Genomic DNA, 26,082 nt, shown 5'->3' on the forward strand with positions numbered 1-26,082 from the left:
GGGTGTGGAATCGTCACCCTCGGGGGCTTGCCCCGCCGGCTCTCCGCCGGCCTGAAACGGGCATCACCGATTACAGGAGTTTTGCCGTGAAGAAGATCGTTGCGGCCCTGGCGCTGGGTGCGCTGGTCGCCGGCGTCGCCGGAGCTGCGGACGCCAAGGACTGGAAGAAGGTCCGGATCGCCTCGGAAGGCGCCTACGCCCCGTGGAACTACACCGACCCGTCGGGCAAGCTGATCGGCTTCGAGATCGACCTGGCGCATGAGCTGTGCAAGCGCATGGAGGCCGAGTGCGTGATCGTCCCGCAGGACTGGGACGGCATGATCCCGGCGCTGCAGCAGGGCAAGTACGACGGCATCATGGCGACGATGTCGATCACCGACGAGCGCAAGAAGGTCATCGACTTCGCCGGCCCCTACGGCACCGAGCCCTCGATGTTCGGCATCCTGAAGTCCTCCAAGCTGGCCGACGTGAAGTTCGACGCCGAGCGCGTCGACCTCGCCACCGACAGCCCGGAGAATAAGGCGGCCATTGCCAAGCTGACCGAGGCGATGAAGGGCAAGACGGTGGGGGTGCAGACCTCCTCGATCCAGGCGAACTTCGTCGAGAAGTACCTGCCGAGCGTCGCCGTGCGCAGCTATGACAAGCTGGACAACGCCGGCATCGACCTCGCCGCCGGTCGCGTCGACGCCGTCTTCGGCGACCGCTCGGCGGTGGACGCCATCCTGAAATCGCAGGCCGACAAGGGCATGATGCTGTTCGGCCCGGCCTTCTCGCGCGGCGTGCTCGGCCAGGGCGTCGGCGTGGGCCTGCGCAAGGCGGACGCCGACCTGAAGGAGAAATTCAACAAGGCGATCGCCGAGGCGAACAAGGACGGCACCATCACCAAGCTGAGCAACAAGTATTTCGGTTACGACATCTCGATCAAGTAAGACGTCTCGATCAAGTAAGGTATCGGCGCCTCGCGGCAACGGGGCGCCCCCGAGGCTGGACGCGTCCTGCATCTCTCACGGATCGCCCGGATCGTTCTTCGGATGACGCGGAATTCCGGGCGGGACCGCGGAGCGGCCAGCCTCTTTCCACAGACACGACATATCCGGACCTGGACGGACCCTGCCGGGAGGCGGACGGCCCTCGGTCGCCGATGCCCTGGTCATTCCCTGACCTCCGCCCTGTCCTCCCTTGACCTCCGTGAAGACCCGGTCCCCTCCGCACCGAAACCATCAGGAGCCGCATGCTGGACCTTCTCTCCTTCGGGCCGAACGGCTGGGGCGGACAGCTCCTCGCCGGGACGGCGATGACCATGGCGGTGGCGCTGTCCTCCTTCCTGCTCGGCCTCCTGTTCGGGGCCGGCGGGGCGGCGGCGAAACTGAGTTACAGCCTGACCCTGCGCGGGGTTGCCGAGGTCTACACCACCGTCGTGCGCGGCGTGCCGGAGCTGCTGGTGATCTACCTGCTGTTCTTCGGCGGCTCGGGCATGGTGATGGCGGTGGCGCGGGTCTTCGGCTATGACGGCTACATCGAGCTGAACGCCTTCAGCATCGGCGTCGCCTCGGTCGGGCTGATCTCCGGCGCCTATTCCACCGAGGTGATCCGCGGCGCGGTGCAGGCGGTGCCCTTCGGCCAGATCGAGGCGGCACGGGCCTGCGGCATGAACCGCTGGCTGATCCTGCGCCGCGTGCTGGTGCCGCAGACCCTGCGCTACGCCCTGCCGGGGCTGGGCAACGTCTGGCAGCTCACGCTCAAGGATACGGCGCTGATCTCGGTGACGGCGCTGGCCGAGATCATGCGGGTGTCGCATGTCGCCGCCGGCTCGACCCGCCAGCCCTTCCTGTTCTACTCGACCGCGGCGGCGCTCTACCTGCTGCTGACCACGGTCTCCACCACCGCCTTCGAGCGGGCCGAGCGGTACGCCAACCGCGGCGTGCGGAGGGTCTGAGCGATGAACTGGGAACTGATGCTCGACAGCATCCCGCGGCTGCTGGCGGCGACGCCCGTGACGCTGCAACTCGTCTCCGCCGCGCTGCTCTGCGGGGCGGTGGTGGCCTTCGCGACGGCGCTGCTGCGGCTGTCGGGCAACCGGGTGGCGGCGGGGGTGACCGGTGCCTATGTCTTCGTCTTCCGCGGCACGCCGCTGCTGGTGCAGATCTTCCTGATCTACTACGGGCTCGGCCAGTTCGAGGCGGTGCGGGAGAGCGTGCTGTGGCCGTTCCTGCGCGAGCCGATGTGGTGCGCGATCCTGGCGCTGACGCTGAACACCGGCGCCTACACCAGCGAGATCCTGCGCGGCGCCATCCTGTCGGTGCCGCACGGCCAGATCGAGGCGGCGCGGGCCTGCGGCATGTCGCGGGTGCTGGTGTTCCGCCGCATCGTCCTGCCGGTGGCGGTCCGCCAGATGCTGCCGGCCTACGGCAACGAGGTCATCCTGATGGTCAAGGCGAGCTCGCTGGCCAGCACCATCACCATGCTGGAGATCACCGGGCTGGCCCGCAAGATCATCTCGCAGACCTTCGCCGTCTTCGAGATCTTCATCGTCGCCGGCGCGCTCTACCTGCTGATCAACTTCCTCGCCTCCCGCCTCGTCAAATATGCCGAGGTCCGCAGCACGCCCCATCTCAGGGTGCGGACGGCGTAGGGGCGGAGCCGTCGGCCGCGGCGGCGGATCCGGAGGCCGTCTGGCGGAAGTCGGCCAGGCGCTCCTCCGGGACCGGCGGGGCGAAGAGGTAGCCCTGCATCTGGTTGCAGCCGTTCTGCGCGAGGAAGTCGAGCTGCTCCCGCGTCTCCACCCCCTCCGCCGTGATGTCGAGCCCCATGGCGTGGCCGAGATTGATGATGGCGCGGAGCAGGGGGGCGGACTCGCTGCTCTTGCCGAGATGCTGGACGAAGGACTGGTCGATCTTGATCTTGTCCACCCGGAAGCGCCGCAGATAGTTCAGGCTGGAGTTGCCGGTGCCGAAATCGTCGAGCGCGATGCGGAACCCGGCCTCGCGCAGGCGGCGCAGGGCGGTATGGCTGGCGACATTCTCCTCCAGCAGCACCTTCTCGGTGATCTCCAGCTCGATGCGCCGCGGGTCGACGCCGTAATGCTGGACGATGACCATGATGCGCTCGTAGAGGTCGTCGGTGCAGAACTGGCCGGGCGACAGGTTCACCGAGACCGGCACGTCCGGCAGATCCTTCATCCGGCTGCAGGTGTAGTCGAGCACCCATTCGTCGAGCCGGACCGCGAGGCCGCATTCCTCGGCGACGGGCAGGAAGCGGCCGGGCGACATCATGCCGTGCTGCGGATGCTTCCAGCGCACCAGCGCCTCCAGCCCGGTCAGGGTGCCGCCGTCCTGCGACATCTGTGGCTGGAAATAGACGGTCAGCCCCTCCCTGGTGTCGAGCGCCTCGCGCAGCGCCATCTCCAGCATGGCACGCTCGCGCACCTGCTCGTTCATCTCGGCGGAGAAGAAGGAGTAGCGGTTGCGCCCCGCCATCTTCGCGCGGTAGAGCGCGATGTCCGCCCGGCGGAGCAGGTCCTCGCTGCCCAGCCAGTCCTGCGGACCGAAGGCGACGCCGATGCTGACGCCGACCAGCACCTGCATGCCGCCCCCCAGCGAGAAGGGACGGCGGCCGCTGTCGAGGATCGACTGGCAGAGCGTCTCCGCCGCCGCCGGATCGGCCGCGCCGAACTGGACCACGGCGAACTCGTCCCCCCAGAGGCGGGCGATCAGGTCGCCGGGACCGACCAGGGCGGCGAGCCGGTCGGCGAACTGGCGGATCAGCTCGTCCCCCGCCTGATGGCCCAGCGTGTCGTTGATCTGCTTGAAGCGGTCGAGATCGAGCAGCAGCAGGGCGAAGCGGTCGGCCGGCGCGACGGCGCCCGCCGGCCCGCCGGGCTGGATGCGCTCCAGCATGTCCATCAGCCGGGCCCGGTTGGGATGGCCGGTCAGCCCGTCGAAGAAGGCGAGGCGCGCCGCCTCCGCCTCGGTGGCGCGCAGGTCGTTGGCGGCAGTCCACAGGACGCGCAGCAGGACCAGCATGATCAGCAGCACGCCCGCCGTCTCGCCGAGATAGAGCGGCAGCAGCGTGCCGAGAACGGCGGCCCCCGGCGCCTCGGGCCGCCAGACCAGATGGTCGATCACCTGCCCGTGGCGGTTGGTCAGCGGCAGCACCGTCTCCCCCGCCCCGGGGGCCGGTGGCCCGGCGAAGCGGGCGCCGTCCAGCAGATGCTCGGTGCGCAACTCCTCCAGGAAGCTGCCGTCGAGGTACCGCACACCGACCAGCAGCGTCTCCCGCCCCGGCGCGGGCGCCGGGACGCCGTCGGACAGCGGGACGATGCGCATCACCGCCACGGCCGCCGGCCGGCCGGCGATCCTGCGGAAATCGGAGACATGGACACCGCGGCCGGTCGCCTTGCGCGCCCGTCCGTCGGGCAGCACCACGCCGCGCGCCCTCACCTCCCCCGTCAAGTCCGCCAGGGCGGCGGCGAGGTCGGCGGCCCCGGCCGGATCGCCCCCCCGGCCATCCGCCATGGCGTAGACCGGGCGGTCCTGCGCATCGAGCACGGCAACCCGGTCGTGACCATACATGCGGGCGAGCCAGACGCCGACGTTGCGGTCCAGCCAGACGGCATCGAACCGGTCGGGGGAGGAGAAGGCGACGGCGTCGTCCCAGACCGCCACGACCTCCAGCTCATGCGCCAGGGCGGCGACGCTGGCGGCGATGGCGCGTTCCGCCATCCGGATCTGGCGGGCGACCGATGCCGCATCGCTGTTGTGGGCCGCCCAGGAGATGCCGTAGGCCATCAGCCCCAGCACGACCAGAGTTGCGGACAGCGTCGGGAAGACAACCTTTGCAGAAAAGCGCCACTTCCCAGTATAAGGCCGCGTGCGGGACAGCATGATGCGCCTGACCCCCGGATTCAGCTACCGGTGTTGCCGGTCCTCCATTGTAACGCGATAACCGAAACGATTAAGACCTTCCAGCTGCTCCCCCGGGTCCAGGTTTACCCTGATTCGACCGCGGGAAAGGCTGCCTCCATCGCCTGGCGCATCGTGGTCAGGCCGAGAGCCGTGAGGCCGGGTTCGGGCACGGGCGGGGAGAAGAGATAGCCCTGCATCTGGTCGCAGCCGAGCAGCGCCAGGTAGCGGAGCTGGTCCTCCGTCTCCACCCCCTCCGCCGTCACGTCGAGCCCCATGGCCTGCCCCAGGGAGACGATCGCCCGGACGATGCACGACGCTTCCTGCGAGTGGTCGAGATGGCGGACGAAGGACTGGTCGATCTTGATCTTGTCCACCCGGAAGCGGCGGAGATAGCTGAGGCTGGAATAGCCGGTGCCGAAATCGTCGAGCGCGATGCGGAAGCCGGCCTCGCGCAGGCGGCGCAGGGCGCCGTGGCTGCTGGCATTGTCCTCCAGCAGCACCCGTTCGGTGATCTCCAGCTCGATCCGCGCGGGATCGACGCCATGGCGGCGGACGATGTCCGTCACCCGCTCGAACAGGTCGCCGGTGTAGAACTGGGCCGGCGAGAGGTTGACCGCGACGGGGACCTCGGGGAGCCGCTCCATCACCTGGCAGGTGTGCTCCAGCACCCAGTCGTCGATCCTCACCGACAGCCCGCATTCGTCGGCGACGGAGAGGAACTGCGACGGCGGCAGCAGCCCGAGCATCGGATGCTGCCAGCGGACCAGCGCCTCCAGCCCGGTCACGCAGCGGCCGTCGCAGGACATCTGCGGCTGGTAATGGACGACCAGCCCCTCCCCCGTCTCCAACGCCCGGCGCAGGTCGACCTCCAGCCGGTTGCGGTTGCGGACCTCGTCGTCCATGTCGTCGGCGAAGAAGCAGAAGCGGTTGCGCCCCTGGGCCTTCGCCCGGTAGAGCGCGATGTCGGCCTTGCGCATCAGGCCGATGCTGTCGAGCCCGGCCTCCGGCGCGGTGGCGATGCCGATGCTGACGCCGACCGACGCCTGCATGCCGCCGGCCAGCGAGAAGGGCCGGCACACGCTGTCGAGGATGCGGCGGCACAGCGCCTCGGTGTCGCTTTGGCCGGTGATGCCGTGCTGGACGATGGCGAACTCGTCGCCGCCGAGCCGGGCCACGAGGTCGCCGCGGCGCACCACGGTCGACAGGCGGTCGGCGAACTGCCGGATCAGCCCGTCGCCGGCCTGATGGCCGAGCGCGTCGTTGACCTGCTTGAACCGGTCGAGGTCGAGCAGGAGAAGCGCGAACCGCTCCTGCGGCCCGTCGGGCGCCCGCGCCGCCCCGGCGAGCGACTGGTCCAGCATGTCCATCAACTGCGCGCGGTTGGGGTGGCCGGTCAGCATGTCGTGGTAGGCAAGGTGCTGGGCCTGCGCCTCGCTGGCGCGCAGTTCGCCGGCCGACCGCCAGAGCACGCGCAGCAGGACCAGCATGATCAGGATGAAGCAGGCGGATTCCAGCAGATAGAGCGGGATCAGATGGCCCAGGATCTGGGCGCCCGGCGCCTCCGGCCGCCAGATCAGATAGTCGGCCAGCACGCCGCGGCGGCCATGCAGCGGCAGCAGCCGCTCGCCCGGCCCGGCATCCGACGCCCCGCCGAAGCGGGCGCCGTCCAGCAGATGCTCGGTCCGCAACTCCTCCTGGAAGCTGCCGTCGAGGAACCGCACGCCGAGCAGCAGCGCCTCCCGCCCCGGGAGCGCCGGCGGGAAGTCGCCGGCGTGCGGGACGATGCGCATGACGCCGACCACCGCCGGCCGGCCGGCCACCCGGCGCAGGTCCGCGACATGGATGCCGCGCCCGGTGGTCTTGGTGGCCCTGTGCGGCACCGCCTTGGGCCCGAGCGCCCGCAGGTCCGCCACCATGTCGGCGATGGAGTCGCGCACCTCGGCATAGCGGGTCGCGTCCACCTGGGCGCCGTCGGCCATTGCATAGACCGGCTCATCGCTCGCGTTCAGGACGAAAACCCGGTCATGGCCGAACATCTTGAAAAGCCATGTCCCGAGATTCTCGTCGATCCACTTGGAACTGAACTGGTCCTGCCCGGTATAGGCGACCGCTTCATTCCAGACCGCAACCACCTCAAGTTCGCGCGCCAAGGTGTCGATACTGGACCCGATGACGAGTTCCGCCATGCGGACTTGCCGGCCTATCGAAGCCTCGTCACTTTTCTTTGCCGCCCAGGAAATGCCGTAGGCCGTCAGGCCTAGTACCAGCAAAGTAGCAGCCATGATAGGCGCCACCACTTTCACTGAGAAACGCCATTCCCCCGCGCGCCTATACGCAGGAAGGTACTTCATCATGGGTCGCCAATGGGTGTGTTTCATCCCTATTTCTGTCCGAATTTTGCCCCAGAAAAGTTAACATATTCCTGTCTGCGGATTTGTTCGCAGCCTTAACGGACACTCCGGCCCGATCGTGCAAACATGCAACACATCCTGTGTCGGATATTTTTGCGCTCCACAAGACGGGCCGGCTGAGCTATCGTCCGCCGCAATCCGCGCCGTCGCGCTTGCCGGTGCGGGGACGACAAGAAAGCAGCCCGGCGGCAGATCGGCCGGGCGCGAACAGCCGTCCGGACGGCCCGTCACCAAGGACCTTCATCATGACCGCCCTCGCAGCCTCCCGGCGCAAGGCCGCCATCGCCTTCATCCTCGTCACCGCGGCGCTGGACATCGTCGCCATGGGAATCGTCATCCCGGTGCTGCCCGCGCTGATCGAGGAGTTCGCCGGCTCCAACGCCGCGGCCGGTGCGATCAACGGCGCGCTGATCGCGCTGTGGGCGCTGATGCAGTTCTTCTCGTCGCCGGTCATCGGCTCGCTGTCCGACCGGTTCGGCCGCCGGCCGGTCATCCTGCTGTCCACCATCGGGCTGGCCGCCGACTATGTGCTGATGGCGCTGGCGCCGAGCCTCGCCTGGCTGGTGGCGGGGCGGGCGATCGCCGGCATCACCTCCTCCAGCTTCACCACCGTCTTCGCCTATATGGCCGACGTCACCCCGCCGGAGAAGCGGGCGAAGGCCTACGGCCTGATCGGGGCGGCCTTCAGCGCCGGCTTCGTCGCCGGCCCGGTGCTGGGCGGGCTGCTGGGCGAGCTGTCGCCGCGGGCGCCCTTCTGGGCGGCGGCGGTGCTGAGCGGGCTCGCCTTCCTCTACGGGCTGGCCGTGCTGCCGGAGTCGCTGGCGCCGGAGAACCGCATGCGCTTCTCCTGGGCCAGGGCCAACCCGTTCGGCGCGCTGCGGCTGCTGCGCTCCCACCACGAGCTGTCGGGGCTGGCGGTGGTCAACTTCCTGCTGCACTTCTCGCACCACGTCTTCCCCGCGGTGTTCGTGCTCTATGCCGCACTGCGCTACGGCTGGGGGCCGCGCGAGGTCGGGCTGCTGCTGGCATTGGTCGGCGTGCTGGACATGCTGGTGCAGGGCCTGCTGGTCGGCCGGGTGGTGAAGCGGCTGGGCGACCGCGGCACGATGATCGTCGGGCTGTTCGGCGGCTCGATCGGCATCGCCTGCATGGGGCTGGCGCCGGATGCCTGGAGCTTCACGCTGTCCATGCTGCCGAACGCGCTGTGGGGCCTCGCCATGCCGACGCTGCAGTCGCTGATGACGCAGCGGGTATCGGAGTCCGAGCAGGGCCAGCTCCAGGGCGCCAACATGAGCGTGGCGAGCATCGCCGGCATCCTGTCGCCGCTGTTCTTCGGCATGGTCTATTCCGCCTCGGTCGGCGAGGCGCCGATCCTGCCGCATCCCGGAGCGGCCTTCCTGATCGCGGCGCTGGTGCTGCTGGCGGCGGCCGGGCTGGGCTGGGTGGTCGCCCGGCGGGCGAAGCGTGAGGAGGTCCGCTCGCAGCAGGCGGCGGAGGACGCCGCCGCGACGGAGGGCCGGACGGCGACGGCACCCTGATCCGCCCGCCTCCCGCGACGGCGGCCGGGGCGGAGTTCCCGGCGGACTCAGCCGAACCCGATCACCAGCCCTTCGTCGGGACGCAGCGCCACCGCCTCCCCCACCGCCTCGCCGGCGCGGTCGAGTCGGGTCGACAGGCGGATGCGCCCACCGGGCGGCTGGCCGGCGACGCTGCGCGGCTCGCCGCCGAAATTCAGCAGGACGCGGAGCCGGCGGCCGTCGTGGCTGCGCTCGTAGACCAGCACGTCCTGTTCCGCCGAAACGCCGTGACAGGCCCCGACAGACAGGGCCGGCTCCGCCCGGCGCAGCGCCAGCAGGGAGCGGTGCAGAGCCAGCATCGAGGCGGGATCGCCCTGCTGGGCCGCGACATTCACCTGCCCCCGGTCGGGACCGAAGGGCAGCCAGGGCGTGCCGGTGGTGAAGCCGCCGCCGGGGCCGCCATCCCAGGGGATCGGCGTGCGCACCGGGTCGCGGCCGAGGCCGAGGCCGGGCACGTTCTTCTCCCACGGGTCCTGGACGAGGTCCGGCGGGATCGGCACGTCGGTCATGCCGATCTCGTCCCCCTGGTAGAGGGTGGGGGTACCGCGCAGCGTCAGCAGCATCATCGCCGCCACCCGCGCCTGGGACGGGCCGAGGCGGCTCGCCACGCGGGAACGGTCGTGGTTGCCCAGCACCCAGTTGGGCCAGCCGCCGGCAGGCAGCGCCGCTTCGTAGCTGCGGATGAGGGCGGCCACCGCCTGCGCCGTCCAGGGGGTGGAGAGCAGGTGGAAGTTGAAGGGGAGCTGGAAGCCCGACAGGTCGGCGCCGTAATAGGCCATCAGCCGGTCGATGGGCAGATAGGCCTCGCCGATCAGGAGCCGGTCGCCGTCATAGCCGTCCACCACGCGCCGCATCGCGGCGATGGCGTCGTGCACCTCCGGCTGGTCCATGGTGTGCAGCCGGATGACGCGGCGGGTCGGCGACATGCCCTCCCGCCAGGCCTGGTTGGGCGGGTTGTCGCGCAGCCGCTCGTCCTCGATCAGGTGGTGGATGGCATCGACACGGAAGCCGTCCACCCCGCGGTCGAGCCAGAAGCGCAGCACGCCGAGCATCGCCTCCCGGACCTCCGGGTTGCGCCAGTTCAGGTCCGGCTGCTCCTTCAGGTAGGCGTGGTAGTAATACTGGCCGGTGCGGGCATCCCATTCCCAGGCGCTGCCGCCGAACTCCGACAGCCAGTTGGTCGGCGGGCCGCCGTCCGGAGCGGGATCGCGCCAGATGTACCAGTCGCGCCGGGGATCCTCGCGCGAGGAGCGGCTGGCGCGGAACCAGGGGTGCCGGTCGGAGCTGTGGTTCGGCACATAGTCGAGGATGACCTTCAGCCCGCGGGCGTGGGCGCCCGCCACCAGCCGGTCGAAGTCCGCCATGCCGCCGAACAGCGGATGGATCCCGGTGTAGTCCTCCACGTCGTAGCCGAAGTCCGCCATCGGCGACGGGTAGACGGGCGACAGCCAGACGGCATCGACGCCGAGTTCCACCAGATGGTCGAGCCGCGCCAGGACCCCCGGCAGGTCGCCGACGCCGTCCCCGTTCGAATCCTGGAAGGAGCGCGGATAGACCTGATAGATCACCCCGCTCTGCCACCATGCATGACCGGCCGGCATCGGCACCCCCATGACCAGAGCGGATCAGCCGACCAGCAGGGATTCGGCCCCGTCGATCCACACCGGCGTGCCGGTGACGTGGCGGGCGCGGTCGGAGGCGAGGAACAGCGCCAGCTCCGCCACCTCGTGGCTGTCGCCGGGCCTGCCGTCGGTCAGGGGGATCTCGCCCTCCGGATACTCCACCGGCTCCCCGGCCTTCTCGGTGTTGCGGGTCTCGGTGTTGTCGGGGATGTCCGTCTCGATCCAGCCGGGGCAGATGGCGTTGACGCGGATGCGGTCCTTGGCCAATTCGACTGCCAGCATCTGGACCATCGCCACCTGCGCCGCCTTGGTGCAGGAATAGGCGGTGGCGCCGGCATTGCTGAAGATGCGGGTGCCGTTGACCGACGCCGTCACCAGGACGGCGCCGCCGCCGGCCGCGCGCAGGTGCGGCACGGCATGGTGGAGCGTCAGGTAGGTGCCGCGCAGGTTGATGTTGATGGTGCGGTCCCACTCCTCCGGCGCCAGCTCGTCGATCGGCGCCCAGACGCCGTTGATGCCGGCATTGGCGAAGACGATGTCGAGCCGCCCGTACTCCCGGACCAGTTGGGCGATCGCCTGTTTCATCGCCGCGCTGTCGGCGATGTCCGCCACCAGGGGGATGGCCCGGCCGCCGGCGGCGGCGATCTCCTCCACCGTCTTGCGGACCTCGGATTCCGTGCGGCTCAGCACGCCGATGGCGGCCCCCTCGCGGGCGAAGCGGACCGCCGCGGCCTTTCCGATGCCCGAGCCGGCGCCGGTGACGAGTGCGACCTTGCCCTTCAGTTCCATGATCCGCTCCGCTGTTCCGCCCGGCCTGCTCCGGTGACGTCTCGTCTGCCAACCGGCGGCGCGCGGAGCGGTTCCCCCGCGGCACGGAACGGGGAAGGGGCTATGTCGTCCGGGGCAGGGCGGGCCGCCGGTTCACCAGATAGATGCCGGCGCAGACCAGCGCCATCGCCGCCACGAAGCCGCCGGTGATCCGCTCGCCGAGCAGCAGCGCCCCGGCCATCACGCCGAACAGCGGCGTCAGGAAGGTGAAGGCGGACAGCCGCGCCGCCGGATAGCGGGCGATCAGCCAGAACCAGGCGAGGTAGGACAGCGCCGCGATCACCACGATCTGGTAGGCGAGGCAGGCCAGCACCAGCGGGCTCAGCGCCACCACCCCGCCCTCCCCCAGCAGGGCCGAGCCGACGGGGAGCAGGGCCGCGGAGACGGCGAGCTGGTAGAACAGCACCTTGGTCGGGCTGCTCCGCACGAGGCGGGTGGTCTTGATCAGCAGCGTCGTGGCCCCCCACAGCACCGCCCCGCCCAGCACCATCAGGTCGCCCGCCAGCTCGCGGTATGTCGGCAGGCGCAGCCCCTCGGCGAAGGCGGCGGCGACGCCGGCGAAGGCGCAGAGCAGTCCGACGGCCTGCAGGCGGCTCAGCCGCTCGCCGGGAAGCAGCAGATGGGCGCCGAGCGCCACCACGAAGGGCGCGGTGTAGAGGAACAGGATGCTGCGCGAGGCGGTGGTGTAGGTGAGGCCCCAGTAGATCAGCAGGAACTCCAGCGCGAAGAGCAGCCCGGCGAGCAGCCCGGGCCCGAGCGTCCCGTCCCGCTCGAACAGCCGCAGGCCGCGCCAGGAAGCCCAGCCCCAGACCAGCACCACCGCGCCCAGCGAGCGCAGCCCGCCCTGCAGCACCGGCGGCACCCCGGTCATGGCGATCTTGATCGTCGCCTGCTGGACTCCCCAGAGCAGGCAGAGGAGCACGAGCCCCAGCATGGCCGTGCCCTCCAGTTCCGTCCGGCGGTCGGTGATGGCGACCACGGCGCTCCCCCTTCGTTCTTATGTTCGTTCGCCCATCGGACAGAATGGCGCAGGGACGGAGCGCGGGTCAAACCGCAGCGCGGCCCTGCCGCCTGCCGGCGGAGCGGGTCAGCGTCCCGTTCTGGGCATGCGTCCGGACAGGCAGGCCTCGCGGGCGGTGCGGTCGGCCTCGGCAACCGCCGTAGTCTGGGTGGCCGCGGCCTGCGTCGTCGTGCCGGCGGAGCGGTAGAGGGCGACGGGCAGCGGATAGCCGGCGCGCGCCCCCTCCTTCAGGTGCCAGGACAGGACGCAGGCGCACAGCCGGGCGGCGTCGGCGCTGTTGGTGGTGTTGGCGGCGGCGAAGGGACCACCCTCGCAGGCCGCGAGGAAGCTGCGGCTGTCCGCCTGCCGGCCGCCGTCCGGCGGGTCGATCCCGAAGACCAGGAGTCCGGCCCGCAGGCGAGAAGAAGGAGGACGAGGAGCGAGCGGGCCTGACGGAACACGACGCCGTTTCCTTTGCGGGCTTGAAGGGAGGGGGGCGGACGCACGAGATCCTGATGGACGAGGTTCCGCTGGGGCCAGGACCGGAGCCCGCGGGGGACCCACTCTCCGCGCGGCGCGTTCCGCCGTCAACAGACGCGACAAGAGGGCCGAGATGAGCTGGTCATTCCCCATCGGCATCGTGAAAGGCACGGTGATCCGCATCCACATCACCTTCCTTCTGTTCCTGCTGTGGATCGGCGCCGCCCATTACAGCCAGGGCGGCTGGCCGGCGGCGACCGAGGGCGTGGTCTTCATGGCCCTGCTGTTCCTCTGCGTCGTGCTGCACGAGTTCGGCCATGTCTTCGCCGCCCGGCGCTACGGGGTCAGGACGCCGGACATCACGCTGCTGCCCATCGGCGGCGTGGCGCGGCTGGAGCGCATCCCGGAGAAGCCGGCGCAGGAGATCGTGGTGGCGCTGGCCGGCCCGGCGGTGAACATCGTGATCGCCGGGCTGCTCTATCTCGTGCTCGGCGGCTTCGTCCCGGCCGGCAGCGTGGAGCCGCAGAACGCCGGGGTCGGCGTGCTGGAACGGCTGGCCGCGGTCAACCTGTTCCTGGCGCTGTTCAACCTGATCCCGGCCTTCCGATGGATGGCGGACGGGTGCTGCGCGCCATCCTGGCGAGCCGCAACGGCTATGTCCGCGGCACGCAGATGGCGGCCTCGGTCGGCCAGGGGGTGGCCTTCCTGCTGGGGCTGCTCGGCCTGTTCGGCAACCCGATCCTGCTGTTCATCGCGCTGTTCGTCTATCTGGGGGCGGCGTCGGAGGCCCATGCCGTGCAGATGCGCGAGGTGACCAACGGCGTCACCGTGTCGGATGCCATGATCACCCGCTTCGAGAGCCTGTCGCCGTCCAGCGTGATCGAGGATGCGGTGCAGTGCCTGCTGCGCACCACCCAGCACGAGTTCCCGGTGGTGGACGGCACCGGCCGGCTGCGCGGCGTGCTGACGCGCCAGGCGATGATCCGCGCGCTGCGCGACCTCGGCCCGCAGGCGCCGGTCCTGCAGGCGATGCAGGCGGACATCCCGACCATCCATCCCGGCCAGAAGCTGGAGGACGCGCTGCAACTGATGCGGGACGGCGAGTTGCCGGCGGTGGGGTGGTCGACGGCGCCGGCCGGCTGGTCGGGCTGGTGACGCCGGAGAATGTCGGGGAGATGATGATGGTCCACGCCGCCCGCCCCGCCCGGCCGGCGGCCGCCCGCTGACCCCGCGGACTCAGCGCGGGCGGCATTCCTGCCCGCGTGCCCGCAGAGCCTTGCAGAACCGCTCCGCCTCGTCGCGGTCGGCGAAGCCGGGGATGCGCACCGTGGTGAAGACGCGGCCGTCGCTGCTGCGTGGCCGCGGGGCGAAGACCGGTTCGCGGCCGGCCAGCAGCGGCCCGAAGACCTTCTTCAAATGGTCCCAGTCGGAGCGCGCCGTCGCTTCCGAGGCGAAGGTGCTGAGATCGACCGCGACCCCGTCCGGTTTCGCGGCGGGAGCGGGCGCCGGCAGCGCGACCGAGGGCTTGGCGGCGGCGACGGCGGCGGCGGCCCGCTGTTCGGCGGCCAGCGCCGCATCGACGCAGCCCGCAAGTTGCGGCAGGCCCTGCCCCGCCCCCTCCAGCGAATAGCCGAGCGCCTCGACGTCCTGGCCGCCGTCGAACAGCCCCTGCACGAACAGCCACTCCCCCGGCGCAACAGCTCCTGCGTCCGGTCGGTGTCCGGCAGGTCGATGATGACGCTGCGTGCCAGCAGGTCCGCCGGCGCGGGATCGGCGGCCCCTTCGTCCACCCGGTAGGTCAGCATCCGCTTCGCGCCGTCCGGCAGGCGGAAGGCCGGGTTCGACACCACCAGGAAGAAGTTGCGGCTGCGGGTCAGCGCGAAGGTCACCACGCTGTCGTCGTCGAACATCCGCACGATGGCGCAGCTTTCCAGCCGCCCCGCCCGGTCGCGGACGATGCTGCCGCTCCACAGCGGGCCGGCGTCGAACTCCTCGGCCTGCACCGGAGAGAGCGGCGCGAGGAGCAGCAGCGCTGCCGCAGCGACGGCGGAATGGAGCGGGCGGGCGATCGGCGTCATGCGCCAATCATTGCGGCCAAGCTCCGCGGCGCGTCAAGGCCGCCGCCGGCCGATCGACGCAAGGCGGCGGGGCGGGACCGCGCCGCGGCTGTTGGACCGGCCATGCGTGCCATTTCGCATGCGAAGACTTTACAGCTCCCGCCGGGATGACCATGACCATGACCGCAACCTTGCCGTGTCCATTCCCGGCCGCATCGCCGCCGCGGCACAGGCCCTGCCCGATCCCGACGATCCCGCCTTCGCCGATGCCTTCGACGAGCTGGGGCAGGCGGCGCACCGTCCTGCTCGGCGAGGCCTCGCACGGCACGTCTGAGTTCTATCGGGGGAGTTCTATCGGGCGCGGGCGGCGATCACCCGGCGGCTGGTCGAGCGGCATGGCTTCACCATCACGGCGGTGGAGGCCGACTGGCCCGACGCCGCACAGGTCGACGCGGTGGAAGCGGCGGAGGGGGAAGGCCCGCCCGAGACCTTCCCCTTCGGCCTGCAGGCCCGACCGGCCGGCGATCAGGGCCGCGGCGGGTGGTAGGAGGGCGGGTCGCCGGCCGGGACGGATTCGTCGGAGGCCTCGTCCACCACACAGGGCCGTTCAGGGAACCGCCCCGACCATCTCCACGGCGAAGTCGCCGGGCGCGACCTCCATCCCGGCCAGCCGGTCGAGCGCCTGTTCCATCCGGCGGCGGCCGGCCTGCCAGCGCTCCTCCAGCACGGGGCGGGAGAAGTCGAAGGACCGCATCTCCGCATCGCCCGGCACGGCGGTGGAGCCGACGACCATCAGGGCGGTGGCGCCGTCCCCCGCCCGTGACGCCTCGGCCAGCGCCTCCGCCAGATCTGGGTCGGCCGGGCCGGAGCCGTTGCGCCGGTCTGCAGGCAGGTGCGACGCGAGGTTGGCGAGCCGGCGGCGAAGCCGGTGGCTGCGGCGCAGCCCGTCGATCGTCCGGCGGGTCTGGCTGGACAGCAGGAGGTCGAGCTGCCGGTCCACCGACTGCCCGACGGTACGCGGCGGACCGCCCTGCCGGTCGAACAGGTCGATGGCGATGCACAGCCGGTCCTCCGCCACCGGCTCGCCGATCGCCGCCTCCAGCGGCAGGTTGGCGACCATGGCGCCGTCGCACAGCAGCCGCCCCTCGATCTCCACCGGCGGGAAGAAGGGGATGAAGCCGCAGCTGGCCAGCAGATGCTCCATCCGCAGGCCGGGGTCGCCGGCCGCAAACCGCACCTCGTCTCCGGTCACCGCGTCCACGGCCACCACGGTCAACGGCAGTTCGCCGCCGTTCAGCCGGTCGAAATCGACCAGGCGGGCCAGCGTCGTGCGCAGCGGCCCCAGGTCGAAGAGGCTGGCGTCCCCCGGCATGCCGGGCAGCAGGGACAGGGCGCCGGGCAGGCGCGGCCGGAACACCCCCGGGCTGCCGAGCAACGGCGACTGCAGCGCCCGCGCCCGCCCGTCGCCGACCAGCGGCCCGAACAGCGGGCTGCTGAGCAGGGGGCTGCCGATCACCAGCCTGTCCTGTGTCGCCGCGTCCCAGAAGCGCCGCAGCGCCTCCACCCGCGCCTCCGGCGGGTTGCCGGCGATCAGCGCGGCGTTGACCGCCCCGATGGAGACGGCCACCACCCGCTGCGGCAGGAGCCCGCGCTCGTGCAGCACTTCATAGGCGCCGGCCTGGAAGGCGCCGAGCGCATTGCCGCCGGACAGCACCAGGGTCAGCGGCAGGGTCGTCGCGCCGGTCATGCCGCCCGCCTCACCCCCTGCACCGGCCGGGACCGCCGGGAGGCTTCCGCGCCGGTCCGCTGCCAGCGCCGCCACGCCATGATGCCGAGCGGCAGGCCGATCAGCGCCAGGGTCAGCACCGGCACCCCGCCGTCGTTCGGCCCCTTGCGCCAGCCGCCATGGACCGCCGCCCCGTCGCGCATCGGCTCGAACAGGGTGCCGGTCGTCTCGTCGCCCGGCTGGTCGGCGAGGAAGCCGTCGTTGAGCGCCCGGCCGTTGACCCGCGTCATCAGGGAGGGGACCAGCCGCTTCGCCGCGATGGCCGCCTTGCCGGCGCCGCCGATGATGACCTCGGCCCGGGGGCTGGTCACCAGCCCGACCACGGCGCGGGCCACCTTCTCCGGCGTATAGACCGGCGGAGCGGCGCGGACGCGGTGGTGGCTGTAGTTGGCCGCATGCTGGAAGAAGGGGGTGTCGATGACCGACGGCAGGATGGTGCAGATGTGGATGTCCGGCTGGTCCAGCACCTCCTGGCGCAGCGCCTCCGAAAAGCCGCGCACGGCGAACTTGCTGGTGGCGTAGGCGGTCGAGTCCGGCTTGGCGAGACGCCCGACGATGGAGGCGTTGCTGATAAGCACGCCGTGCCCCTGGGCGCGGAACTGCCGCATCGCCGCCTTGGCGCCATACATGCAGCCGAAGACGTTCGTTTCGATCACCCGGCGCCAGACGTCGGAGGGAATGTCCTCGAACCGGCCGAAGACGCCGACGCCGGCATTGTTGAACCACACGTCGATGTGGCCGAAGCGGGCGACGGTGTGGCGGGCCAGCCGCTCCACCGCCGCCTCGTCCGTCATGTCGGTGGGCACCGCGACGGCCTTGCCGCCGAGGTCCCGGCATTCGTCCGCCGCCTCCGCCAGCATCTCCGGCCGGCGGGCGGCGAGGACGACGGTGGCGCCGCGGCCGGCGAAGGCATGGGCGGTGGCCCGGCCGATGCCGCTGGACGCGCCCGTGATGACGACCACCATCCCGTCGAAGGATCGGTCCATGAGTGTGCTCCCCGGCTCGCTGCTGCATCGCAACAACATGCGGGGGAGGAATCAGTCACGCGGACTCGTGCTGGGTTTCGCGCCGGGCGTCATGGCGCAGCAGCCCGCGGCCGGCCGCGTCGCCGGAGGGCAGCGCGTCGGGCTCCCCCGCTCCCTCCTCCTCGATGACGCCGATGCGGTGGCGGTAGATCATCTCGCCGCCGGCCCAGGCGGTAACGCCGAGCAGCGCCGTGGTGGCCGCCGAAAGGGCGAGCCCGCGCGGCACCACCGCATCCTCGGGATCGTCGCGGCGGGCGAGCAGGTTGGCGAGCGACAGGGCAAGAACGGTGGCGTTGCCGATCGCGTGGAGCGGGCCGACCGCATGCTTGCGCGCCCGCGGGATCGACAGGTAGTCGGCGGCGCCGGCGGTCGCGGCCACCACGCCCGAGGCGAGGCCCAGCCGCAGCATCCATTGCGAGGTGCGCGCCCAGAAGGGATCGCCGGTGCGCCAGTAGGCGACGTCGGTGCCGAGCGTCGCGGTCAGGAAGGCCACCGGATAGGGAATGAGGACGGGGTGGATCGGGTGGCGGCCGATCGCCGCGGCGCTGGTGGCGCCGGTCCGTTCATCGGAAGAGGTCCTGGGTCCCGCGTTGCGGACGGCCCGCAGCGTATCCTTCACCGCCATGTCGCGCACTCCCTGCTGTCGGCGTTCCCGGCCGCCGGGGCCGGTGGTCGCTCCTGCCAACAGGCGCATGCGCCAACTGGTTCGCAAGGCGGGCGAGGAATCCCGCTGTGCAGGGACACCCCCGGCCGGGGCGGGCCGGCCGGGGGACCCCGTCGTCAGTGCGAGGACGCGGCGGCGGCGCCGATCCCCGTCTGCGACCGGACATACTGGTCGTCGTAGGCGGCGATCTCCGCCCGCGCGCGCTGGCTGTTGTCCAGCTTCGACACCAGGATGGTGACGATGAAGGCCAGCGACATGGAGAACAGCGCCGGATGCTCGTAGGGGAAGACCGGCGTGGCGTAGCCCAGCACCGCCACCCACACGGTCTTCGACAGCACCACCAGCGCCACCGCCGAGACGAGGCCGCTGAAGCCGCCCCACAGCGCGCCGCGGGTGGTCAGCCCCTTCCAGTACATGGAGAGGATCAGCACCGGGAAGTTGACCGACGCCGCGATGCCGAAGGTCAGGCCGACCAGGAAGGCGACGTTCTGCTTCTCGAACACGATGCCGAGGATCACGCCGACCACGCCGAGCGCCAGCGAGGACAGCTTGGAGACGCGCATCTCCTCGGCCTCCGTCGCCTGGCCCTTGCGGATGATGCGGGCGTAGAGGTCGTGCGCGATGGCCGAGGCGCCGGCCAAGGCCAGCCCGGCGACCACCGCCAGGATGGTGGCGAAGGCGACCGCCGACATGAAGCCCAGCAGCACGTCGCCGCCCATGGCGTGGGCGAGGTGCATGATCGGCATGTTGCCGCCGCCGAGCAGCTTGCCGCCGACCACGCCGCCCTCGAAATACTGCGGGTTGGCGCCGACGATGGAGATCGCGGCCATGCCCAGCACCGCCACCACCAGGAAGAACATCCCGATCAGGCCGGAGGCGACGAAGACGCTCTTGCGCGCCTCCTTGGCGTTGGGGACGGTGAAGAAGCGCATCATGATGTGCGGCAGGGCGGCGGTGCCGAACACCAGCCCCAGCGACATCGACACGGTGGAGACCGGATCGGCCAGCAGGCTGCCCGGCCCCATGATCTTCGGCCCGGCCTTGTGCGTCTCGATCGCCTTGGCGGCGATGGCCTCCAGGCTGAAGCCGAACTGCGACAGGGTCAGCACCAGGAGCAGCAGGCCGCCGCCCAGCATCAGGCAGGCCTTGATGATCTGCACCCAGGTGGTGGCGATCATGCCGCCGAAGGTGACGTAGATCACCATCAGCACGCCGACCAGCACCACGGCCACCGCATAGTCGAGCCCGAACAGCAGCTTGATGAGCTGGCCGGCGCCGACCATCTGGACGATCAGGTAGCAGATGACGACGGTCAGCGAGCCCAGCGCCGCGAAGGTGCGGACACTCGACTGGTCGAGCCGGTAGGAGGCGATGTCCGCGAAGGTGTAGCGGCCGAGGTTGCGCAGCCGCTCCGCCATCAGGAACAGGATGATCGGCCAGCCGACGAAGAAGCTGACGGTGTAGGCCACCCCGTCGAACCCCGTCGCGTAGACGAGGCTGGACAGGCCGAGCAGGGTCGCCGCCGACATGTAGTCGCCCGCGATGGCAAGGCCGTTCTGGAAGCCGGAGATGCCGCCGCCCGCCGTGTAGAAATCCGAGGCCGACCGGGTGCGCTTGGCCGCCCAGTAGGTGATGCCCAGCGTCAGCCCCACGAAGGCGACGAACATGGCGATGGCGGTCGGGTTGATGGCCTGCTTGTCCGCGGCCCCCATGTCGCCGGCGGCGATGGCCGGGCCGGCGGCCAGAAGGGCCGCCGTCAGCGCGGCGGCGAGAATCCTGATGCTCATTTCCGGCTCTCCGCCACGATCTGGTTGTTGAGGTCCTCGAACTCGCCATTGGCGAAGTAGGAATAGACCCCGGTCAGCAGCCAGGAGACGACGATCACCACGGCGGCGATGGGGAAGCCGATGCTGAGCGCGCCGCCTTCCGCGACGGGGCTGCGCAGCAGGTCGGGGGCGAAGGCGACCACCATCATCAGCGCGTAGTAGGCGCCCAGCACGATCAGCGACAGGACCAGCGCCAGCCGGCCGCGCCGGGCGACGAGCTGCTGGAATTTCGGATTGGCGCGAACCCGTTGGTAGACCGGATCCGACATTGTTTCCTCCTGGTTACTTATTGCTGGGGAGGGACGCTATCCGATCAGTGTTTCTGAAATACCCCGGGAATGTTGCAGATTGTTGCCGGACATTGCGTCGCAGCAGGGAGCACGGGCGGAGCGCGCCGCCCCGGGGCGATCCCCGGCGATCCCCATTGCCCGAGGCCCGCCCGCGGTGCCAAAGTGGCCGTCGCCCCCCGATCCGCCGGCCTCCAGGCCCGACCCCATGCTCCGCTCCCGGCTGTTCCTCCGCCTGTTCTCGACCATGCTGCTGCTGGTGGGGCTGTTCTCCTCGGCCTACTACCTGCTGTCGGTGCCGCTGGTGGAGGAGAAGGCCTATCAGATCGAGCTGGATGCCAGCCGCACCATCCTCGACAACGTGCACGAGCTGGTGGGCCGGATCCGCAGCGGCCTGGACGAGCAGCGCTCGGCCATCATCGACGGCTTCCGCAACGAGATGCGGCTGACCGTCTCCCTGGCGGCGGGCTACATGGATTATGTCTTCGCCCGGATGGAGCACGGCGAGATCGGCCGCGAGGAGGCGGAACGGCTGGTCTTCGACGGGCTGAAGGCCTTCCGCCACGGGCGCGACGACTATATCTGGGTCACCGACTACGGCTCGCGCATCCTGTCGCACCCCGACCCCGACTATGCCGGCCGCAACGTCGCCGAGTTGCAGGACGAACAGGGGCGCTACATCCTGCCGACCATCATCGAGCGCGCCCGGCGCGAGGGCGAGGGCTATCACACCTATCCCTGGCGCCGTTCGGCCGGCGGGCAGCCGGTGCAGAAGATGTCCTATTTCCGCCATCTGCCGGAATACCGGCTGGTGATCGGGGCCGGCGCCTGGCTGGACCGGATCGACGCCGCGGTGGAGCGCCGCAAGGCCGAGGCGATCGAGGATCTGCGCCAGGCCCTGCGCAACATCCGCATCGCCCGCACGGGATACGTCTACATCTTCGATTCCGCCGGCGGATGATCATCCACCCGAACCCGAACATCGAGGGCGCGGCCTTCGGCGACATGAAGGACCCGGCGACCGGCGAGTTCATCGCCGAGGCGCTGATGCGGGCGGCGCAGGAGGGGCGCTACCTGCGCTACATGTGGGACAAGCCGAGCGACCCCAACAACTACGCCTATGAGAAGATCAGCTGGGTCCGGCATTTCCCGGAGCTGGACTGGTACATCGCCTCCAGCGTCTACGAGGAGGAGCTGCGCAGCTCCTCCACCGTGCTGCGCAACCGGCTGTTCGGCATCTCGCTGGCGGTGACGGCGATCGGCGGGGCGCTCGGCTGGGTCGGCACCCGCTGGCTGGTCGGCCCGCTGCAACGGCTGGCCGGGACCGCGGACCAGGTGCGCGCCGGGAACCTGGACGTGCAGAGCGGCATCCGCCGCAACGACGAGATCGGCGTGCTGGCCGCCACCTTCGACGGGATGATCGGCCGGGTGCGCGACGACATCGCCACGCTGGACAGCCGCGTCAAGGAGCGCACCGCGGCGCTGGAGGAGGCGGAGGCGCGGCAGCGGCTGATCCTCGACGCCATCCCCGCCGCCATCGCCTATCTGGACGGGGCGGAGCGGCTGCGCTTCGTCAACCGCCGCTGGCGCGAACTGGCCGGGCACGATGCCGACGACGTGCTGGACCGCCGCCTGGACGAGGTGCTGGACGCCGACGCCTACCGCCGCCTGTCGCCCCATCTGGAGCGCACCCGCGCCGGGGAGGCCGCCAGCTTCGAGGACGGCGGCACCGGCCGCGACGGCCGGCCGCTGGTCACCCGGACCATGCTGATCCCGCAGCGCAACGCGCGGGGGGCGACGGTCGGATTCTTCGTGCTGTCGCTGGACGTGACCGAGGAGCGCGAGGCACAGCGCCAGCTTCTGGAGGCGCAGAGGCTGAAGGCGGTCGGGCAGCTCTCCGGCGGGCTGGCGCACGACTTCAACAACCTGCTGTCGATCATCCTCGGCAACCTGTCGGTGGCGCGGGAGCGCTTCGCCGGGCTGGAGGATCTCGCCGCCTGCCTGGAGCCCGCGCTGCGGGCGAGCCGGCGCGGCGCCGACATCACGGCCCGCCTGCTGGCCTTCGCCCGCCGCCAGCCGCTGAAGCCGCAGCCGGTCGAGGTGCGGCTGCTGGTGCGGGAGATGACGGTGCTGCTGAGCCGCAGCCTGCCCGCCTCCATCACCATCGAGACGCCCACCATCGGAACGCCGGCCATCGGGACCCCGGCCATCGGGACCCCGGCCGACCCGGCGGGCGGCGCCGACGGCATCTGGGTGGTGGCCGACCCGGCGCAGCTGGAGAACGCGCTGGTCAATCTGGCGCTGAACGCCCGCGATGCGATGCCGCAGGGCGGCGTCCTGACCCTGTCGGTGCAGGAGCGCGCGGAGGTCGAGACGGCGGGCTTCGACGAGCCGCCCGCCCCCGGCCGCTATGTCGAGATCGCCGTGCGCGACACCGGCTGCGGCTTCGCCCCGGAAGGGCTGGCGCGCGCCTTCGAGCCCTTCTTCACCACCAAGTCGCTGGGCTCCGGCCTGGGGCTGTCGATGGTCTACGGCTTCGTCAAGCAGTCGGGCGGCTATATCCGCATCGACAGCGCGGCGGGGGCCGGGGCCGCCATCACCCTGCTGCTTCCGCGGGCCGACGCGCCCGAGCGGGAGGACCTGCCCGGCGGCGAGCCGGACGACCAGCCGGCGCCGCGCTGGAGCGGCCAGCTCGCCCTGGTGGCGGAGGATGACGACGACGTCCGGCAGGTGATGCGCAAACAACTGATGGAGCTGGGGTTTTCCGTCATGGAGGCGGCGAGCGGGGACGAGGCGATGGAACTGCTCGACCAGCTCGACGACCTGCGGCTGCTGGTGTCGGACATCGTCATGCCCGGGGTGTCGGGGCTGCAGCTCGCCCGCCATCTGCGGGTGGCGCGGCCGGACGTGCAGGTGATCCTGATCAGCGGCTTCTCCGTAGAGGAGATCGACGAGCGCGAGGGGCTGGTCATTCTCGGCAAACCATGGGACAAGAAGGATCTGGCGGCTGCGGTCCGGATACCGGCGGCCGTTTAGGGGAAGAAGCGCGCTCGGCACAAGAACGGGAAAAGAAAAGGCGATGGGCGGGAGGAAGCTGATCTACGTCGTCGACGACGATCCGGACATCCGCGACTTGCTGCGGACGGTGCTGGAGGGATTCGGTTTTTCGGCTGCCTTCTTCGCCTCCGGCCAGGCGGTGCGGACGGCCATCCGCCGCGAGGTGCCGGACGTCTGCATCGTCGATCTCGGGCTTCCCGACATGGACGGGCTGACGCTGGTCCGCGAACTGTCGGAGGACGTGCGCTTCGCCGTCATCGTGCTGACCGGGCGGGGCGACGTGTCCGACCGGGTGCTGGGGCTGGAGCTGGGCGCCGACGACTACATCGTGAAGCCGTTCGAGCCGCGGGAGCTGGTTGCCCGCGTCAAGACGGTGATCCGCCGCCGCGAGCAGCTGATCGCCAACGCCCGCGGCATCGGGTCCGACAAGGCGCGCTTCGGCGGCTGGACCTTCGACCTCGGCGCGTTGACCCTGACCGCCGACGACGGCCGGCGCGAGACGCTGACCGCGGCGGAGGCGGCTCTGCTGGTCGCCCTGCTGAAGGCGCCGCGCCGGGTGCTGACGCGCGAGCAGCTCCAGGGGCCGGAGCTGGACCGCGAGGACATCCCCTTCGACCGCGCGATCGATGTGCGCATCTCCCGCATCCGCCGCAAGATCGAGGCCGATCCGCGCTCGCCCAAGCTGATCCGCACGGTGTACGGCGCCGGCTATCTGTTCACCGCCGACGTGACCTGGCTGAGCTGAGGCGGAGGGCGGGCGGCGGAGGGCGGGGGTCGGACGCCCCCCGCACGATTCGCCGGACTTACAATTCGTCATATTTGGGAGACAGTTGAGAAAAGCCGAACCGCTACCCTCCACGCCAACGCCGCGACGAACGCGACGACTGCGACCGCGACGATCGCGATGCCCTGGGGAGAAACGGTTCGATGAGTGCGACCAGTCCGTACGACCTTCATCTCGACAAGACCGCCGCCAACTATGTCCCGCTGACCCCGCTGACCTTCCTGGAGCGGGCGGCCAGCGTGTGGCCCGACCGTCTGGCGGTGGTCCACGGCCCGGTGCGCCGGACCTGGGCGGAAACCGCGCTGCGCTGCCGCAAGCTGGCCTCGGCGCTCGCCAAGCGCGGCATCGGCAAGGGCGACACGGTGGCGATGCTGGCCGCCAACACGCCCGAACTGTTCGAGGCGCATTTCGGCGTGCCGCTGGCCGGCGCCGTGCTGAACGCCATCAACACCCGCCTGGACGCCGCCGCCATCACCTTCATCCTGGAGCATGGCGAGGCCAAGCTGCTGATCTGCGACCGCGAGTTCGCCAAGGTCGGCAAGCCGGCGGTCGCGGCGATGAAGACCCCGATCCCGGTGATCGACATCGACGACCCGCAGTTCACCGGCGGCGAGCTGTTCGGCGAATGCGATTACGAGGCGCTGGTCGCCGGCGGCGAGGATGACTATCCCTGGGTGATGCCGGCCGACGAGTGGGACGCCATCGCGCTGAACTACACCTCCGGCACCACGGGCAACCCGAAGGGCGTCGTCTACCACCACCGCGGCGCCTACCTGAACGCGGTGTCCAACGCGCTGTCCTGGAGCATGGGCGAGGCGCCGGTCTATCTGTGGACGCTGCCGATGTTCCACTGCAACGGCTGGTGCTTCCCCTGGACGATGGCGGTGGTCGCCGGCACCTCGGTCTGCCTGCGGGCCGTGCGGGTCGACGCGGTGCTGAACGCCATCCGCGAGGAGGGGGTGACGCATTTCTGCGGCGCGCCGATCGTGCTGAACATGATCAACAACGCCCCGGCCGAGCTGAAGCAGGGCATCGACCGCAAGATCAAGGTGATGACCGCCGGCGCCGCCCCGCCCGCCGCGGTGATCGCCGGAGCCGAGCGGATGGGCTGGGAGGTCACCCACGTCTATGGCCTGACGGAGGTCTACGGCCCCGTCACGCTCTGCGTCTGGCAGGACAAGTGGAACGACCTGCCGCTGGACCACAAGGCGGCGCTGAAGGCGCGCCAGGGCGTGCGCGGCCCGATGCTGGAGGCGGTGATGGTCGCCAGCCCCGACACGCTGGAGCCGGTGCCGAAGGACGGGATGACGGTCGGCGAGATCTTCATGCGCGGCAACAACGTGATGAAGGGCTACCTGAAGAACCCGGCGGCGACCGAGGAGTCCTTCCGCGGCGGCTGGTTCCACACCGGCGACCTCGGCGTCTGGCACGAGGACGGCTATCTGGAGATCAAGGACCGCTCCAAGGACATCATCATCTCCGGCGGCGAGAACATCTCCTCCATCGAGGTGGAGGACGTGCTGTACCGCCATCCCGACGTGCTGGAGGCGGCGGTGGTCGCCCGCCATGACGAGAAGTGGGGCGAGACGCCCTGCGCCTTCGTCACGCTGAAGGACGGGGCGGCGACGACGGAGGCCGACATCATCGCCTTCTGCCGCGCCAACCTCGCCCACTTCAAGGTGCCGCGGACGGTGGTGTTCCAGCCGCTGCCGAAGACCTCCACCGGCAAGATCCAGAAATTCATCCTGCGCCAGCGGGTCAAGGAGCTGTAACG

The 26,082-nt window shown here is 70.6% G+C and carries 21 protein-coding genes and 1 pseudogene; 11 read left to right on the forward strand and 11 right to left on the reverse strand.

The window, feature by feature from the left end; all coding sequences use genetic code 11:
* The first annotated feature begins 86 nt into the window (after positions 1-86).
* The 3 genes from DEW08_RS26495 to DEW08_RS26505 all read left to right on the forward strand — a co-directional run bounded on the left by DEW08_RS26495 (position 87) and on the right by DEW08_RS26505 (position 2,632).
* Positions 87-929 (forward strand): lysine/arginine/ornithine ABC transporter substrate-binding protein, encoded by an 843-nt coding sequence (locus tag DEW08_RS26495; protein ID WP_109332984.1) that lies wholly within the window; start codon positions 87-89, stop codon positions 927-929.
* 302 nt (positions 930-1,231) lie between these two features.
* Positions 1,232-1,936: an ABC transporter permease gene (locus tag DEW08_RS26500; RefSeq protein ID WP_109332986.1), complete on the forward strand. Its 705-nt coding sequence runs from the start codon at positions 1,232-1,234 to the stop codon at positions 1,934-1,936.
* Positions 1,937-1,939: 3 nt separating this feature from the next.
* Positions 1,940-2,632 (forward strand): ABC transporter permease, encoded by a 693-nt coding sequence (locus DEW08_RS26505; RefSeq protein WP_109332988.1) that lies wholly within the window; start codon positions 1,940-1,942, stop codon positions 2,630-2,632.
* Here DEW08_RS26505 and DEW08_RS26510 read toward each other — a convergent pair.
* Together DEW08_RS26510 and DEW08_RS26515 are read right to left on the reverse strand one after the other, a co-directional pair.
* A complete protein-coding gene (locus tag DEW08_RS26510) occupies positions 2,613-4,799 on the reverse strand; it encodes a putative bifunctional diguanylate cyclase/phosphodiesterase (protein ID WP_168220523.1) in 2,187 nt (728 codons plus the stop codon). The genes DEW08_RS26505 and DEW08_RS26510 overlap by 20 nt on opposite strands.
* 188 nt (positions 4,800-4,987) lie before the next feature.
* A complete protein-coding gene (locus DEW08_RS26515; protein ID WP_168220524.1) occupies positions 4,988-7,090 on the reverse strand; it encodes a putative bifunctional diguanylate cyclase/phosphodiesterase in 2,103 nt (700 codons plus the stop codon).
* Between the two features lie 470 nt (positions 7,091-7,560).
* Here DEW08_RS26515 and DEW08_RS26520 point away from each other — a divergent pair, with 470 nt between their 5' ends.
* Entirely contained in the window at positions 7,561-8,853 is a 1,293-nt protein-coding gene (locus tag DEW08_RS26520) for a TCR/Tet family MFS transporter (protein WP_109332994.1), read from the forward strand.
* Positions 8,854-8,900: 47 nt separating this feature from the next.
* Here the strand turns inward: DEW08_RS26520 and DEW08_RS26525 are convergent, their stop codons facing one another.
* The 3 genes from DEW08_RS26525 to DEW08_RS26535 form a co-directional block, all read right to left on the reverse strand.
* Positions 8,901-10,493 carry an alpha-amylase family glycosyl hydrolase gene (locus tag DEW08_RS26525; RefSeq protein WP_109333474.1) on the reverse strand — a complete coding sequence of 531 codons (1,593 nt, stop codon included), beginning with the start codon at positions 10,491-10,493 and terminating at the stop codon, positions 8,901-8,903.
* Between the two features lie 24 nt (positions 10,494-10,517).
* Positions 10,518-11,303: an SDR family oxidoreductase gene (locus DEW08_RS26530; RefSeq protein WP_109332996.1), complete on the reverse strand. Its 786-nt coding sequence runs from the start codon at positions 11,301-11,303 to the stop codon at positions 10,518-10,520.
* A gap of 100 nt (positions 11,304-11,403) precedes the next feature.
* Entirely contained in the window at positions 11,404-12,276 is an 873-nt protein-coding gene (locus DEW08_RS26535) for a DMT family transporter (protein WP_109333476.1), read from the reverse strand.
* 679 nt (positions 12,277-12,955) lie between these two features.
* Here DEW08_RS26535 and DEW08_RS26545 point away from each other — a divergent pair.
* Positions 12,956-14,048 (forward strand): annotated as a pseudogene (locus tag DEW08_RS26545) (site-2 protease family protein).
* 10 nt (positions 14,049-14,058) lie between these two features.
* Here DEW08_RS26545 and DEW08_RS26550 read toward each other — a convergent pair.
* Complete coding sequence (locus DEW08_RS26550) at positions 14,059-14,496, reverse strand: SPOR domain-containing protein (RefSeq protein ID WP_109332998.1); 438 nt, start codon at positions 14,494-14,496, stop codon at positions 14,059-14,061.
* A gap of 186 nt (positions 14,497-14,682) precedes the next feature.
* On the opposite strand from DEW08_RS26550, the gene DEW08_RS33600 reads away from it, so the two are divergent.
* Positions 14,683-15,213 carry a hypothetical protein gene (locus tag DEW08_RS33600; RefSeq protein ID WP_342760807.1) on the forward strand — a complete coding sequence of 177 codons (531 nt, stop codon included), beginning with the start codon at positions 14,683-14,685 and terminating at the stop codon, positions 15,211-15,213.
* An 81-nt stretch (positions 15,214-15,294) separates the two neighbouring features.
* A complete protein-coding gene (locus DEW08_RS33605) occupies positions 15,295-15,426 on the forward strand; it encodes a hypothetical protein (protein WP_342760808.1) in 132 nt (43 codons plus the stop codon).
* A gap of 60 nt (positions 15,427-15,486) precedes the next feature.
* On the opposite strand, the gene DEW08_RS26560 is transcribed toward DEW08_RS33605, so the two are convergent.
* From DEW08_RS26560 to DEW08_RS26580, 5 genes are all read right to left on the reverse strand, one after another.
* Positions 15,487-16,626, reverse strand: coding sequence for a patatin-like phospholipase family protein (locus DEW08_RS26560; RefSeq protein ID WP_109333478.1), 1,140 nt, complete (start codon positions 16,624-16,626; stop codon positions 15,487-15,489).
* Positions 16,623-17,651: an SDR family oxidoreductase gene (locus DEW08_RS26565; protein WP_109333000.1), complete on the reverse strand. Its 1,029-nt coding sequence runs from the start codon at positions 17,649-17,651 to the stop codon at positions 16,623-16,625. The genes DEW08_RS26560 and DEW08_RS26565 overlap by 4 nt, the downstream gene beginning before the upstream one ends.
* A 55-nt stretch (positions 17,652-17,706) precedes the next feature.
* On the reverse strand, positions 17,707-18,315 hold the full coding sequence (locus tag DEW08_RS26570) for a DUF2231 domain-containing protein (protein ID WP_109333002.1): 609 nt from the start codon (positions 18,313-18,315) through the stop codon (positions 17,707-17,709).
* A 155-nt stretch (positions 18,316-18,470) separates the two neighbouring features.
* Positions 18,471-20,141, reverse strand: a complete 1,671-nt coding sequence (gene actP / locus DEW08_RS26575; RefSeq protein WP_109333004.1) for a cation/acetate symporter ActP — start codon at positions 20,139-20,141, stop codon at positions 18,471-18,473.
* The gene (locus DEW08_RS26580) at positions 20,138-20,449 is read right to left on the reverse strand and encodes a DUF485 domain-containing protein (protein WP_109333006.1); all 312 of its coding nucleotides are present in this window, start codon (positions 20,447-20,449) and stop codon (positions 20,138-20,140) included. Before DEW08_RS26580 ends, actP begins: the two co-directional genes overlap by 4 nt.
* A 226-nt stretch (positions 20,450-20,675) precedes the next feature.
* Here DEW08_RS26580 and DEW08_RS32925 point away from each other — a divergent pair, with 226 nt between their 5' ends.
* From DEW08_RS32925 to DEW08_RS26595, 4 genes are all read left to right on the forward strand, one after another.
* Complete coding sequence (locus tag DEW08_RS32925; protein ID WP_245987006.1) at positions 20,676-21,428, forward strand: cache domain-containing protein; 753 nt, start codon at positions 20,676-20,678, stop codon at positions 21,426-21,428.
* Entirely contained in the window at positions 21,425-23,503 is a 2,079-nt protein-coding gene (locus DEW08_RS26585) for an ATP-binding protein (RefSeq protein WP_245987007.1), read from the forward strand. Before DEW08_RS32925 ends, DEW08_RS26585 begins: the two co-directional genes overlap by 4 nt.
* Before the next feature lie 43 nt (positions 23,504-23,546).
* On the forward strand, positions 23,547-24,269 hold the full coding sequence (locus tag DEW08_RS26590) for a response regulator (RefSeq protein ID WP_109333008.1): 723 nt from the start codon (positions 23,547-23,549) through the stop codon (positions 24,267-24,269).
* A gap of 182 nt (positions 24,270-24,451) precedes the next feature.
* Positions 24,452-26,080 carry an acyl-CoA synthetase gene (locus tag DEW08_RS26595; RefSeq protein WP_109333010.1) on the forward strand — a complete coding sequence of 543 codons (1,629 nt, stop codon included), beginning with the start codon at positions 24,452-24,454 and terminating at the stop codon, positions 26,078-26,080.
* Positions 26,081-26,082: the final 2 nt, after the last annotated feature.

Origin of the sequence: Azospirillum thermophilum, from assembly GCF_003130795.1 — a bacterium.
Classification (GTDB): domain Bacteria; phylum Pseudomonadota; class Alphaproteobacteria; order Azospirillales; family Azospirillaceae; genus Azospirillum; species Azospirillum thermophilum.